The organism is Halorhodospira neutriphila (assembly GCF_016584055.1).
GTDB lineage: Bacteria > Pseudomonadota > Gammaproteobacteria > Nitrococcales > Halorhodospiraceae > Halorhodospira > Halorhodospira neutriphila.
The window spans coordinates 1-11,863 of sequence record NZ_NRSH01000071.1; the positions used below are offsets into that span (position 1 = coordinate 1).

General features: G+C 73.0%; 17 protein-coding genes. 5 read left to right on the forward strand and 12 right to left on the reverse strand.

Annotated elements, in window-relative coordinates; all coding sequences use genetic code 11:
* On the reverse strand, window positions 1-226 hold a 226-nt coding region (locus CKO13_RS07385; RefSeq protein ID WP_200258817.1), incomplete at its 3' end, for a hypothetical protein.
* 101 nt (window positions 227-327) lie between these two features.
* Window positions 328-1,857: a Na+/H+ antiporter NhaC gene (gene nhaC / locus CKO13_RS07390; protein WP_200258820.1), complete on the reverse strand. Its 1,530-nt coding sequence runs from the start codon at window positions 1,855-1,857 to the stop codon at window positions 328-330.
* A 151-nt stretch (window positions 1,858-2,008) separates the two neighbouring features.
* Between nhaC and CKO13_RS07395 the strand changes: the two genes are divergently transcribed.
* Window positions 2,009-2,257: a hypothetical protein gene (locus CKO13_RS07395; protein ID WP_200258823.1), complete on the forward strand. Its 249-nt coding sequence runs from the start codon at window positions 2,009-2,011 to the stop codon at window positions 2,255-2,257.
* A gap of 176 nt (window positions 2,258-2,433) precedes the next feature.
* Entirely contained in the window at window positions 2,434-2,979 is a 546-nt protein-coding gene (locus CKO13_RS07400; protein WP_200258842.1) for a CIA30 family protein, read from the forward strand.
* Window positions 2,980-3,001: 22 nt separating this feature from the next.
* On the opposite strand, the gene CKO13_RS07405 is transcribed toward CKO13_RS07400, so the two are convergent.
* Genes CKO13_RS07405 through CKO13_RS07420 form a run of 4 tightly spaced genes read right to left on the reverse strand, consistent with a single transcriptional unit; the run spans window position 3,002 to window position 6,889 of the window.
* Window positions 3,002-3,700, reverse strand: coding sequence for a DUF4340 domain-containing protein (locus CKO13_RS07405; protein ID WP_200258843.1), 699 nt, complete (start codon window positions 3,698-3,700; stop codon window positions 3,002-3,004).
* 19 nt (window positions 3,701-3,719) lie between these two features.
* Window positions 3,720-5,234 (reverse strand): GldG family protein, encoded by a 1,515-nt coding sequence (locus tag CKO13_RS07410; RefSeq protein ID WP_200258846.1) that lies wholly within the window; start codon window positions 5,232-5,234, stop codon window positions 3,720-3,722.
* A 37-nt stretch (window positions 5,235-5,271) separates the two neighbouring features.
* A complete protein-coding gene (locus tag CKO13_RS07415) occupies window positions 5,272-6,024 on the reverse strand; it encodes an ABC transporter permease subunit (protein WP_200258856.1) in 753 nt (250 codons plus the stop codon).
* Window position 6,025: 1 nt separating this feature from the next.
* Window positions 6,026-6,889, reverse strand: a complete 864-nt coding sequence (locus tag CKO13_RS07420) for an ABC transporter ATP-binding protein (RefSeq protein ID WP_338034600.1) — start codon at window positions 6,887-6,889, stop codon at window positions 6,026-6,028.
* Window positions 6,890-7,143: 254 nt separating this feature from the next.
* On the opposite strand from CKO13_RS07420, the gene CKO13_RS07425 reads away from it, so the two are divergent.
* Window positions 7,144-7,389 (forward strand): TFIIB-type zinc ribbon-containing protein, encoded by a 246-nt coding sequence (locus CKO13_RS07425; protein WP_274600667.1) that lies wholly within the window; start codon window positions 7,144-7,146, stop codon window positions 7,387-7,389.
* A gap of 77 nt (window positions 7,390-7,466) precedes the next feature.
* Here the strand turns inward: CKO13_RS07425 and CKO13_RS07430 are convergent, their stop codons facing one another.
* The 3 genes from CKO13_RS07430 to CKO13_RS07440 all read right to left on the reverse strand — a co-directional run bounded on the left by CKO13_RS07430 (window position 7,467) and on the right by CKO13_RS07440 (window position 8,806).
* A complete protein-coding gene (locus CKO13_RS07430) occupies window positions 7,467-7,940 on the reverse strand; it encodes a YbhB/YbcL family Raf kinase inhibitor-like protein (protein ID WP_200258885.1) in 474 nt (157 codons plus the stop codon).
* Window positions 7,941-8,042: 102 nt separating this feature from the next.
* Window positions 8,043-8,441, reverse strand: a complete 399-nt coding sequence (locus CKO13_RS07435) for a DUF192 domain-containing protein (RefSeq protein ID WP_200258887.1) — start codon at window positions 8,439-8,441, stop codon at window positions 8,043-8,045.
* Between the two features lie 155 nt (window positions 8,442-8,596).
* Window positions 8,597-8,806, reverse strand: coding sequence for a cold-shock protein (locus tag CKO13_RS07440; protein WP_200258889.1), 210 nt, complete (start codon window positions 8,804-8,806; stop codon window positions 8,597-8,599).
* Between the two features lie 227 nt (window positions 8,807-9,033).
* On the opposite strand from CKO13_RS07440, the gene CKO13_RS07445 reads away from it, so the two are divergent.
* The gene (locus CKO13_RS07445) at window positions 9,034-9,423 is read left to right on the forward strand and encodes a phasin family protein (protein WP_200258891.1); all 390 of its coding nucleotides are present in this window, start codon (window positions 9,034-9,036) and stop codon (window positions 9,421-9,423) included.
* A 92-nt stretch (window positions 9,424-9,515) separates the two neighbouring features.
* Window positions 9,516-10,184, forward strand: a complete 669-nt coding sequence (locus tag CKO13_RS07450; RefSeq protein ID WP_200258896.1) for an alpha/beta hydrolase — start codon at window positions 9,516-9,518, stop codon at window positions 10,182-10,184.
* A 1-nt stretch (window position 10,185) separates the two neighbouring features.
* Here CKO13_RS07450 and CKO13_RS07455 read toward each other — a convergent pair whose 3' ends face one another.
* The 3 genes from CKO13_RS07455 to CKO13_RS07465 all read right to left on the reverse strand — a co-directional run.
* Window positions 10,186-10,944, reverse strand: a complete 759-nt coding sequence (locus tag CKO13_RS07455) for a VIT1/CCC1 transporter family protein (RefSeq protein ID WP_200258910.1) — start codon at window positions 10,942-10,944, stop codon at window positions 10,186-10,188.
* Window positions 10,937-11,323, reverse strand: a complete 387-nt coding sequence (locus tag CKO13_RS07460; RefSeq protein ID WP_200258912.1) for a DUF3775 domain-containing protein — start codon at window positions 11,321-11,323, stop codon at window positions 10,937-10,939. Before CKO13_RS07460 ends, CKO13_RS07455 begins: the two co-directional genes overlap by 8 nt.
* Before the next feature lie 110 nt (window positions 11,324-11,433).
* On the reverse strand, window positions 11,434-11,863 hold a 430-nt coding region (locus tag CKO13_RS07465), incomplete at its 5' end, for a 7-carboxy-7-deazaguanine synthase QueE (RefSeq protein WP_200258914.1).

Here is an 11,863-nt window from a genome sequence, read left to right on the forward strand (position 1 = left end):
GCCCGCCGAGCGTCTCGCCGGCGCCCCCGAGCAGGAGCCCGCCGCCGAGGCCCCAGAGCACCCCCAGGGCGGCGAGCACCGCCAGGCCGGCCGCCAGCGTGCGCCCGGCGTAGCGCCGCCAGCGGCTGCGCCGGCGCTCGACGCCGAGATCCTGGCGGATCCGGGCGGGCACCCGCCCCGTAGCGCCTCCTGGCTGCAGGCTGCGCGCCCCCTCTTCCAACGCCATAGGCTTCGGCCCCCTCGCCAAGCTCGACACTGCACGGCGAGATGATACTGCCTATCGGGGGGCGCGGGACATGCGCCCTGCCGCCTCAGCGGCCGCGGACCCTAGCGGCGCCGGTAGCGGTCGAAGGCGCGCTCCAGCTCCTCGGGGTCGAGATCGGCCGAGTTGACCATCTCGCCGGCCACCATCACCGGCTCCTCGTCGGCCTGCCAGCGCGCCTTCTCGTCATCGCTCGCGCGCAGGACGAACCAGCCGAGGGCGGCGTAGAGGAGCCCGATCAGCGGCGAGAGCCAGCAGACGAAGGCGAAGGGGGCGTAGGCCAGCGTCGGGATCCCCAGCGCCCCGGCGGTGAACGCCGCGCCGGCGCCCCACGGCACCAGCGGGTTGAGCAGCGTCCCGCCCTCCTCGATCGAGCGCGAGAGGTTCAGCGTCGACAGCCCCTGGCCGCGGTAGGCCGGCGCGAACATCCGCCCCGGCAGGGCGATGGAGAGGTAGGGGTCGCCGGAGATCAGGTTGGTGCCGGCCGCGCCGCTGGTGCTGGCGAGCACCAGGGAGAAGTGGCCGCGGACCTTGGCCATGATGGCGTTGAGGATGACCTCGACGCAGCGGGTCTGCTCGACGATCCCGCCGAAGGCCAGGGCGATGAGCACCAGCGAGATGGTCCACATCATCGACTGGATGCCGCCGGTGGAGAGCAGCTCGTCGACGGCCTCGACGCCGGTGCTGCTGGTGAAGCCGCTCTGCATCACCGTCACCGCCTCCTGCAGCCCGACTCCCTGGCCGATCACCGCGGTGAGCGCGCCGGCGATGGCGCCCAGGAAGAGGGTCGGCAGGACCGGATAGCGGCGCAGGGCCAGGAGGAGCACCAGCAGCGCCGGGGTCAGCAGCAGGGGGTGGAAGTTGAACTGGGCCTCGAGGCCGCTGAGGATCGTCGCCACCCGCTCGCCGTCCATATTCGCGTCGGCGTAGCCGAGGCCGATGGCCCAGTAGGCCGCCCCCGCGGCCACGAGCGCCGGGACCGAGGCGGCCATCATGCCGCGGATGTGGCTGAAGAGATCCGTCGAGGTGACCGCCGGCGCCAGGTTGGTGGTGTCCGACAGCGGCGACATCTTGTCGCCGAAGAAGGCACCCGAGACGATCGCCCCGCCGGTGAGGTGCATGGGGATGCCCAGGCCCTCGCCGACGCCGACCAGGGCCAGCCCCACCGTGCCCACGGTGCCCCAGGAGGTCCCCACGGCCACCGAGACGACGGTCGTCAGGAGCATGGCGGCGAGCAGGAAGAGCTCTGGGGTGATCAGCTGCAGGCCGTAGTAGATGAGCAGCGGCACGGTGCCGGAGAGGATCCAGGTGCCGATGATCATGCCCACGGTGATCAGGATGGCCACCGACTGCAGGCCGATGTGCACGACGTGGTAGAGGCCGTTCTCCATCCGCCACCAGCGGATGCCCTGATACCAGCCCATCAGCCCGGTAATGGCGATGCCCAGGGCCAGCGGGACGTGGGGGATGAACTCGTCGAAGGCGACGATCTGGATGAGCATCAGGCCCATGGTCGCCGCGATGGGCAGCAGGGCCATGGGCAGGCTGGGGACGGGGATCTCGGGGTTCTCCTCAGGTGTGTGCTGCGTACTCATGCCACCACTCGGGTTGCGAAAGGGGGCGGCATTATGCCAACGAGCCGGGGGATCTGCACGGGCGGCGCGGCTGCAGCGGGCCCCTGCCCTTGACGGACCGAAGCCGTAATTAATAGCTTTATCAAGTAGTTAGCGACGCAAGGAGGTGAGCATGCGGGCTACGAAGTCGCTCCTGTCTGCTGCGCTGATGCTCGCGCTCAGCGGCGCCGCCGCGGCCGCCTCCGGCAGCGGCGAGGCGGATCAGCTGCCGAAGTTCTCCGCGGTCGACCAGGACGGCAACAGCAAGCTGAGCCTCGAGGAGGCCAAGGCGGTCGGCGTCGAGAAGGAGACCTTCAAGGAGGAGGACCTCGACGACGACGGGAAGCTGACGAAGTACGACTACAAGTACGGCGTCAAGTAGCGCCGGGAACGGCACCAGCCTCCCAGGGCCCGCGCCCGCTGCTCACCGCCGGGCGGGGGCCGGCACCCACCGACAGGCAGGCCGCCGCAGGGAGGCGCTGGCGTGCCTGGCGAAGAAGCCGGTAAGCTGGCCCGTATCCAACCAACCGGCCCTTCGCCGCGCCAGCGGATCTGCCTATGAGCGCCTCAGCGCCCCCTACGACCTACCTGCTCGACGACTTCCGCGCCGGCGACGGGACCGCAGCCCTCGGCACCCAGTGGCAGGGCCTGACCGACCGGGTCATGGGCGGGCTCTCCGAGATGCAGGCCGGCGTGATCTCGACGGACCGCGGACCGGCGCTGCAGATGCGCGGCGAGGTCCGGCTGGAGAACAGCGGCGGCTTCATCCAGGTGCGGCTGCCGCTGGCCACCGCCGGCGGGGCCTTCGACGCCGGCGGCTGGTCGGGCTTCGCCCTGGCGGTCCGGGGCACCCCCGGCGCCTACTACCTCCACGTGCGCAGCGCCGACACCCGGCAGCCGTGGCAGCACTACCGGGCCCCCCTGCCGGTCCAGGCGGCGTGGCAGCGCGTGGTGGTCCCCTTCACGGCCTTCGAGCCGCAGCGGCTCGAGCACCCCCTGGACGTGGAGCGCCTACACGCCGTGGCCGTGGTCGCCTACGGCGAGGCCTTCCGGGCCTGCCTGGAGGTCGGCCGGCTGGAGCTGACCACCGAGGCGCCGGCCTGAGGCGGGCCCTCCCCAGCCCGGCTCAGGAGGCGCCCCCCTTCGCCCGTGCCGAGGGGCCCGAGGCGGGCTCCACCAGGGCCTCGAGCCCGCCGGCGCCGAGCCGGTAGACCAGCCCCAGCGCCGGGCGGTAGAGCCGGGGCTGCTCGCCGCCCTCCAGGACGCGGAAGCGCAGCGGCTCCTCACGCCCCTCCAGGTGGATCTGCACCACCGGGGCCTCCTCGGCGCCCTCAGGCTCGGCGGCCTCGAGCCCGCGGGCGCGGCGCACGCGGCGGGCCTCCACCAGGTGCAGGGTGTCGTCGACGAGGACGTAGCGCTGCCCCTTCATGGGGTGCCGGCCGCCGATCACGAAGCGGTGGCCGCCCATCTCGAGCACGGCGTCGGGCTCGGCCAGGCCGTAGGGGGCGAGGCCCTGGTCACCACGCTGGACCTCGGCCCGGCTCTCGGCCTCGAGCAGGCCCAGGGCCCGGCGGACCGCGTCGGCCTCGGCGGGCATGGCGCGCGGCTCGCGCAGCCGCCACCGCTCGCCGTCGCGCTGGAGGACGGCGGCCGGCCCCTGCCGGGGCTCGACGCGGAGCCGGTCGACCCCCGCCGGCCGGCGCTCGGTCAGGGCCGGGCGCTCCGGCGTCTCGGGGCCGGCCCCCGGCCGGAAGTAGGCCAGCGCCGCCAGCAGCACCACCAGCGCCAGCAGCGCGACGTTCAGCCAGGTGCGTGCACGTCCCAAGGCGGATCCTCCCTATGGCTCACAGGCGCCGGCGCCGCAGCCAGACCGCCCCGCCCGCCAGCAGGAAGGCCAGCGGCAGCCCGCCGAGGAAGAGCGCCGGCATGAGCCAGGCGACGGCGCCGGGCAGGCTCAGGTGCTGATCCGGGGCGGCGGGGGCCGGGATGGTCACGAAGCCCTCATCGCTGCTCAGCCACTGGAACAGCCCGAGGCCGAGCTTGCGGTTGGCGCCGCTGCCCAGGTAGGCGTTGGCGAGGAAGTCGCCGTCGCCGACGACCACCACCTTCTGCGCCGGGGCGTCGCCGCTGCCGCCGCCCTGCCCGGCCGCAGCGCCCCCGGGCTTCGCCGCGGCCTCCTTCTGGGGGCTCGAGACAGCCCCGCCCGAGCCGCCCTCGCCCTGCGAGGCGCTGCCCTGCGCCTCGCCGCCGGCCGCCTGCGGCTGCGCGCCCGCCTCCCCGGCAGGGACCTCGGCCCGCGTCAGGGCCAGCGCCAGGGTCACCGGGCCCTCGCGGTCCTTGCCGGCGTCGAAGCGGACCGTCCCCTCTAGCGAGCCGGTCTCCAGCCACGCCTCGGGGCTGGTCTGCACCAGGGGCTCGGCCTGCCAGCCCGCCGGCGGCGAGGCCTGCACGCGGGCCGCCCCGGGGAAGAGGGTGATGCTGTCGAGCCCCTGGAGGGCCGGGTGATCGGGGTAGCTGCTCACCAGCACCTGGGTCGGGTCCTGCAGCCCGAAGACCCGGGTGCGCGGGTCGACGGCGACCCCCTCGCCGGAGAGCTCGACGCCCAGCGCCTCGGCGAGGGGCTGGAGGCCCTCGGCCGCCCCCTCGTCGGCGAGCCAGAGGAGGTTGCCGCCCTGCGCCACGTAGCCGCGCAGCTGCTCGACCTCGGCCTCGAGCAGCGGCTGCTGCGCCCCGCCGATCACCAGCAGGTCGGTCGCCGCGGGGATCTGCGGGCGCTCGGCGAGGTTGAGGGGATCGACCTGGGCGCCGGTGCCCTCGAGCGCCTGGACGAAGCGGCCCAGGGCGCTGCGGCCGCGGCCCTCGAGGGCGCGCTCGCCGTGGCCGGCGAGGAAGTAGACCTGCCGCTCGCCGGAGCGCAGCAGCCGCTGCAGGGCCTGGCTGACGGCCTGCTCCGAGCGCTGCTCGGCCTTCTCCGTGCGCCCCTGGTAGGAGACCGCCAGCTGCCCGTTGCGCCGGATGCCCAGCTCGCGGACCTGACTCGGCCGCGCATCGGGGTTGACGAACCGCAGGCGCACCTCGGCGGCGTCGGCGCGCTGGTAGCGGCCGACGAACCGCCGGATCTGCTCGCGCAGCCGCGCGTCCTCGGTGGCGTAGGCCGTGATGGTGATCGGCGCCTCGGCCCGGGCGAGGAGCTCGCGGCTGGCCTCGCTGAGGGTATTGCGGTTGCCCGCCGTCCAGTCGGCCTCGTAGGTGTAGACGGCGCTCAGGCCGGCGACGAGGCCGACCGCCGCCAGGAAGAGGACGACGAAGGCGGTGTTCTGCAGGCGCAGGCTGCGGCGAAGCTTGGCTGTTACGTCCATTGCTGCTCTCGACTCCCGTTGGCCGCTCCGATCCGGCTCAGCCGTAGAGGCGGTCGGCGTCGAGGCGCCGGATCGACAGAACCAGGAAGGTGGCGATGAACAGGAGGTAGTAGGCGATATCGGCGGTGTTCACCAGGCCCTGGCGCAGGTCCTGGTAGTGGCCCATCAGCGAGAGGTAGTCCACGGCCTGCTGCAGGCCGCCGCCGAGGTTGCCGCTCCACTCCAGGATCCACAGCAGCAGCAGCAGGCCGAAGGTGGCCACGGCCGCCACGGTGGGCTGGCTGCTCAGGCTCGACATGAACAGCCCCGCCGCCGCGAAGCTCGCCGCCATGAGGGCGAGCCCCAGCGCGGAGGCGGCGAGCTGGCCGAGGTCCAGCGTGGTGCCGGCGTAGAGGCTCAGCGGCATCAGCAGCACCACCGCCAGCACGATGGCGAGGAAGCCGAGCACGCCGAGGTACTTGCCGAGGACGATGCGGGTCACCGAGACCGGCGCCGAGCGCAGCAGCGCCAGCGTCCCCTCGGCGCGCTCGCCGCTGATCAGGCGCATGGTCAGCAGCGGCGTGATCAGCAGCAGCACCACGCCGGCGCTCGAGAACAGGGAGTTGACGACGATGTCGGTCACGCCGGGGCCGCCGTCCATGGCCGCCAGGCGCGGCTGCAGGCGGTGGAAGCGGTCCACGGCGGCGAGGAAGAGGTAGCCGAGCACCAGCTGGGTGACCGCCAGCACCCCCCAGGCCAGGGGCGAGAGGAACATCGAGCGCAGCTCACGTGCAGCGATGGTCGTCATCATCTCAGGCCGCCTCTCCTTTGAGCGTCAGGTCCACGAACATCTGCTCCAGGGAGCGCTCCTCGGGCACCAGGGCGCGCAGCCCCCAGCCCTCCTGCACGGCCCGTTGCGCCAGGGCCTCGGCGGGCTCGCCCCCCGGCTCGTGGTGGACGCGGAACTCGCCCTCGCCGAGCTCCTCGACCCGCTGCACCCCCTTCACGGCGCTCAGCTGGGTCTTCTCCACCGGCCGGGCCAGGCTCAGGCGCAGGCTCGTGCGCGCCATGCGCTCGTTGAGCGCGTCGAGGCGCTCGCTGAGCACCAGCCGGCCCTCGTGGATGATCTGGACCCGGTTACACACGGCCTGGACCTCGGGGAGGATGTGCGTCGAGAGGATCACCCCGTGCTGGCGGCCCAGCTCGCGGATCAGCTCGCGGATCTCGCGGACCTGGATCGGGTCCAGGCCGATGGTCGGCTCGTCCAGGACCACCACCTCGGGGCGGTGGACGATGGCCTGGGCGATCCCCACCCGCTGCTGGAACCCCCGCGAGAGGTTGCCGATGAGCCGCTCGCCCATCTGCTTGAGCCCGCAGCGCTGCCGCGCCTCGCGCACGGCCTCGGCGAGCCGCGAGCCCCGCACGCCGTTGAGCCGGGCGCAGTAGCGCAGGTAGTCGTTGACCGTCAGCTCGCGGTAGAGCGGGGGGTCCTCGGGGAGGAAGCCGAGGCGGGCCTTCGCCGACAGGGGGTCGGCAAGCAGGTCCACCCCGTTGATCCGGACGCTGCCCGCCGTCGGGGCGAGGTTGCCGGTGATGATGCGCATGGTGGTGGACTTGCCGGCGCCGTTGGGCCCGAGGAAGCCGAGCACATCGCCCTGCGCGAGCTCGAAGCTCACGTCCCGGAGCGCTCGGAAGGACCCGTACGCCCGCTCCAGGTGCTCCACAGCGACAAGGGGATGGTCCGCCATTGCTAGTCCAAGTCCTTGAGATTCAAAGTGTCCAGACGAAACAGCACAGCTCCCTAGGGAATGTCTACCGAGGGGGACAGCGCTGCGCGGCGCAGGTTCCAGGGCCTTTTCGGGGGAACGGCCGCCCCTCGGCGGTGTCTCTCTAGTGGAGAGACTGGACCCGCGTTGAGGAGGGGAGCCCCATGCAATGCCCTGTTGACGGTGAGACGCTGCAAATGGCCGAGCGCCAAGGCGTGGAGGTCGACTACTGCCCGAAGTGCCGCGGTGTCTGGCTCGACCGGGGGGAGCTCGACAAGATCATCGAGCGCTCCGCCGAGCACCAGGGCGGCGGCGAGGGGGGCGAGCGCCGCGACCGCGATCGCGAGCGCGGCGAGGGACGGCGGAAGCCGAAGAGGGAGTCGTTCCTCTCCGAGATCTTCGACTTCTAGCCGCTAGGGGAAATACCGCCGCCACGCCCGGCGGGGGCGCGGCCGCATCGGCCGCGCCCGGCAGCGGGCGGGGCGGCTCAGCGCTCGTAGCAGCCGACGATGCGGTTCATCCCCAGGATGTGGGGCTCGGCCCGCTCGAGGAACTGCCAGAGGGTCAGCCCGGGCTCGAGATCGAGCGCCCGGTCCAGCGCCAGGACCCAGAAGTAGTAGTGGTGGAGGCCGTGCCCCTCGGGGGGGTTCGGGCCGCCGTAGCCGCTGCCGCCGAAGTCGGTCACCCCGCTCGTGCCCTCGCCGGTCGCCTCCTCGAGGCCCTCCAGGTCGGCCGGCAGGTTGTAGAGCACCCAGTGGACGAAGCCGTAGGCGCCGGACTGGACCAGCGGCGCGTCCGGGTCGTGGCAGATGACGGCGAACGACTGCGTCCCCTCGGGGGCGCCGGACCAGGCCAGCGGCGGCGAGAGGTTGTCCCCCTCGACGGCGTAGCGGGCGGGCAGCCGCCCGTGCGAGGAGAAGCCGCTGCTGCGGACCTGCATGTGCGATAGCGCGAATCCCATTGCTCACCTCCTGGGCTTCTCAGCCGATTCAAGGGCGTCTTCCTAGCGGGGTCACCATACTAGGCCCGCCGCGGGCGTTGGCAAGCCGCCCGCCGACGGCGCTCACTCGCCGGCGGCGCCCGGCGCGGCGGCGGGCCGGATGGTCACCCCCGGGGTGATCTCCAGCCGCTCGGCCTCGGCCGGCGAGAGCTCCAGCGCCGCGGACACCGGGGCGGGCGGCCGGTAGCCGGCGCGCTCCGGCGCCATCCGCTCCACGGCGATCACCCGCTGCTGCGGGCCGATCCAGGCGATCGCCAGCGGGGCGGGGACGTTGTGCATGTGGAAGGCCGGCCGCCGCGGGCTCGGCCAGGAGAAGTAGATCCGCTCGCGGGCGATCGCCTCCGGCGAGGCGCCCTGGAAGCCCTGGGCGCGGGCCTCGGGGGTAGCGGCGATCCGGGCGGGAACGATCCGGCCGTCGATGGCGAGCGCCCCCTGCGGGAGCCCCTCGAGGGCCTGGAGCATCGGGGGCAGGAGGGCGGCGAGGAGGAGCGCAGCGCCCCCTCGGCCAAGCCCCTTACGGCGCGGCATCGAGAAGGGGTGTCATCGGGCCTCCCCCAACGCAAAGGGGCCGCCCACGGCGGCCCCTCTGCGACGATCAAGCCTCTGCTGACGCGAGGCTACAGCGCGGCGACGTCCTCGGCCTGCAGGCCCTTGGGGCTGCGCGTGACGTTGAACTCGACCGTCTGGCCCTCGTCCAGGGAGCGGAAGCCGTCGCCCCGGATGGCACGGAAGTGGACGAACACATCCTCGCCCCCTTCCCGGCTGATGAAGCCGTACCCCTTGGCGTTGTCGAACCACTTAACCGTGCCTTGTTGACGCTCTGACATCTCAAACAACCTCTACAATCAATCTACTGTGCCCGGCGTCGCTGTGCGCCCTGCGCACCGTCCGGCGCCGTACCTGTATAGTGACACAATCCGGCGCCGTGGGAACCACCTCGAGCGAACTTTTTTTCGACGAATGATGTTGCGCCGCACCAAAAGCGGTGCTATGGTGCATTGCACAACGTCAGGGAACCCCTCACGTTCGCCCCAAGACCAGGACAGGAGGCGTCATGAACTACGAGAACCTCATGCAGCAGATGCAGCAGCAGTTCGGCAACTACGCCGAGCCCTTCCGCAAGGTCAACAGCAAGATGCTCGAGCACTGGGAGAAGATGGCCGACTACCAGCTCGACATGGTGCGCCGCTACACCGATGTCGCCCTCGGCCAGATGCGCGAGGCCACCACCCTCCAGTCCCCCGAGCAGATGCAGAGCTACCTCCAGAAGAGCAGCGAGGCGGTCCGCGAGACCAGCGACAGCCTCGCCAAGGACGCCCGCACCCTCACCGAGATGGGCCAGTCCATGACCCAGGACGTGCAGGCGGCCATGCGCGAGAACCTCGCGGGCTTCACCCCCGCCGCCGCCAGCGGCAAGACGGGCGGCAGCCGCAAGGCGGCCTAGCCCTGCCCCCGACGGCCGCGCCAGCCGCCCCCGGCGACGCCGGGGGCGGCTTCCATTATGCTGGGGCGCCACGCACCAGATAAGGAGCGGCCATGAGCGACGCCCAGCACCTCGAGTGCGTCGAGCGAGCCACCGCGGAGCCGATCACCGCCAGCGTCGTCTGGCTCCACGGCCTCGGCGCCGACGGCCACGACTTCGAGCCCCTCGTCGACGAGCTGCGCCGGACGGCCCCGATCGGCGTGCGCTTCGTCTTCCCCCACGCGCCGGCGCAGCCGGTGACCGTCAACGGCGGCATGACCCTGCCCGCCTGGTACGACATCCTCGGGCTCGGCAAGCAGATCCAGGAGGATGAGGCCGGCCTCGAGACGGCCCGCGGCCACGTCGAGGCGCTGCTGCGGCGCGAGCGCGAGCGCGGCGTCCCGGCGGAGCGGATCGTCCTCGCCGGCTTCTCCCAGGGCGCGGCCACCGCCCTCTACACCGCCGCCCAGGCGCAGCCCGCGCCGGCCGGCGTGATCGCCCTCTCCGGCTGGCTCCCGCCGGCGACGCCCCTCGAGGCGGCCACCGCCCGCCCGCCGATGCTCCTCGCCCACGGCACGCAGGACCCCATCGTCCCCCTCGAGCTCGGCCGGGATGCCCGGCAGCGGCTCGAGCAGGCCGGCTTCCCGGTGGCGTGGCACGAGTTCCCCATGGAGCACGCCGTATGCCTGCCGGAGATCCAGCAGGTGGACGAGTGGCTCAGCGGCCTCCTGGGCGCGGGCTAGGCTAGCCGACGGCGCCGCCCACCAGCGGCTCCAGGGCCAGGCCGACGGCGTAGGCGATCACCGCCGCGCCGCCGCCCATGAGCAGCGTCTCGAGCCCGGCCCGCAGCCGGGGCATCGCGAGCATCACGCCCTTGGCGTAGCCGATGGCGAAGAAGGTCACCGCCGTGATCCCGGCGCTGGTCGCGAAGTACTCGCCGCCGGCGAGGAACGGCAGCAGGAAGGGCAGCAGCGGCAGGAAGCCGACGGCGACGAAGGCGAGGAAGGTCACCGCCCCGGCGGCGAGCGGCCGCGGGCCGTGGAGCTGGTGGCCGAGCTCCTCGCGGAGCATGGTGTCGATCCACAGCTGCCGGTCGCCGGTGATGGTCTCCACGACCCGCTCCAGGACCTCCCCCTCGAAGCCCTTGCGCCGGAAGATCTCGCGGATCTCCCGGCGCTCGCCGTCGGGGGCCTCGCGGATGTGGCGCTCCTCCTGGCGCTGGGCGCGGCCGAGGGCCTCCTGGTCGCTCTTGACCCCCTGGTAGTTGCTCACGGCCATGCTGAAGCCGTCGGCGACCAGGCTGGCCAGGCCCAGCACGAAGGCGACCAGCCCCGGCATCCCGGCCCCGGCGACGCTGGCGACCACGGCGAAGGTGGTCACGCAGCCGTCGATCCCCCCGAGGATCGCGTCGCGCAGGTAGCTCGGCCGGCTGTCGGCGGCGAGGCGCCGGCGGATCGCCTCGGGCTCGTGGCTGTGCTCCAGGGAGACCCCGGGCTCACTCATCGCACGCGAGGCCCAGCGCCTCCAGGCCGTACTCGAGGTAGTCGGCCGCCAGGGGGGTGGCGAGGATGTAGTCGGCCGTCCGCGGCCTCCATGCGGCCCTCGCCTCGGCCTCCGCCTCGGCCCACTCGCTGGCGTCGAAGTCGCCGCGCCCGATCCACATGAGGGTCACGATCTGCGCCTGCGAGGCGGGCTCGAGGTCGTCGAAGGCGCTGCGCACCTCCTGGACCGTCCAGTCGTCGGCGTGGTCGGCGAGCACCTGCGCGACCCAGTCCTCGTCCGAGCCGTCCACCCCGCCGGGGATCACGACCTCCTCCTTGGCCTGGAACTCCCGGCACTTCTGGATGATAAAGCAGATGGTAACGAGGCTGACCTCAAGCATCGCGGGACCCTCCGTGCGCTCAATGCGGGGAGGCCGCCGGCCGGCACTCCCGCTCTAGCCTCCAAGGTAACGCATCCAGCCTGCCCAGCCAGCGGGCGCCGCGGACCGGCCTACGGGATGCCGAGCGCCTTGTGGAGCTGCAGGCTCAGCGACCACTGCGGGTGGGCGAGGCAGTAGTCCACGGCGGCCTGCCGGTGCGCGGCGTAGTCGGGGTCGTCCAGGGGCTGGAGGAAGAAGCGCTCGAAGGCGAGCTCGGCGAAGCGCTCCGGCTCGGCGCCGGGCTGGGGGTAGATGAGCTTGAGCTCGGCGCCGCGGCGCACCGCCAGCTCGGTGCCCGCCTTGGGGCTGACGCAGACCCAGTCGACCCCGGCGGGCAGGGCGAGGGTGCCGTTGGTCTCCACGGCGAGCTCGAAGCCGGCCTCGTGGAGGGCGGCGACGAGGGCCCCGTCGAGCTGCAGCGCCGGCTCGCCGCCGGTGCAGACGGCGTACGGCGCCCCCCCGCCGGGCCAGCGCGCCGCCGCGGCGGCGCGCTGGCCCGGC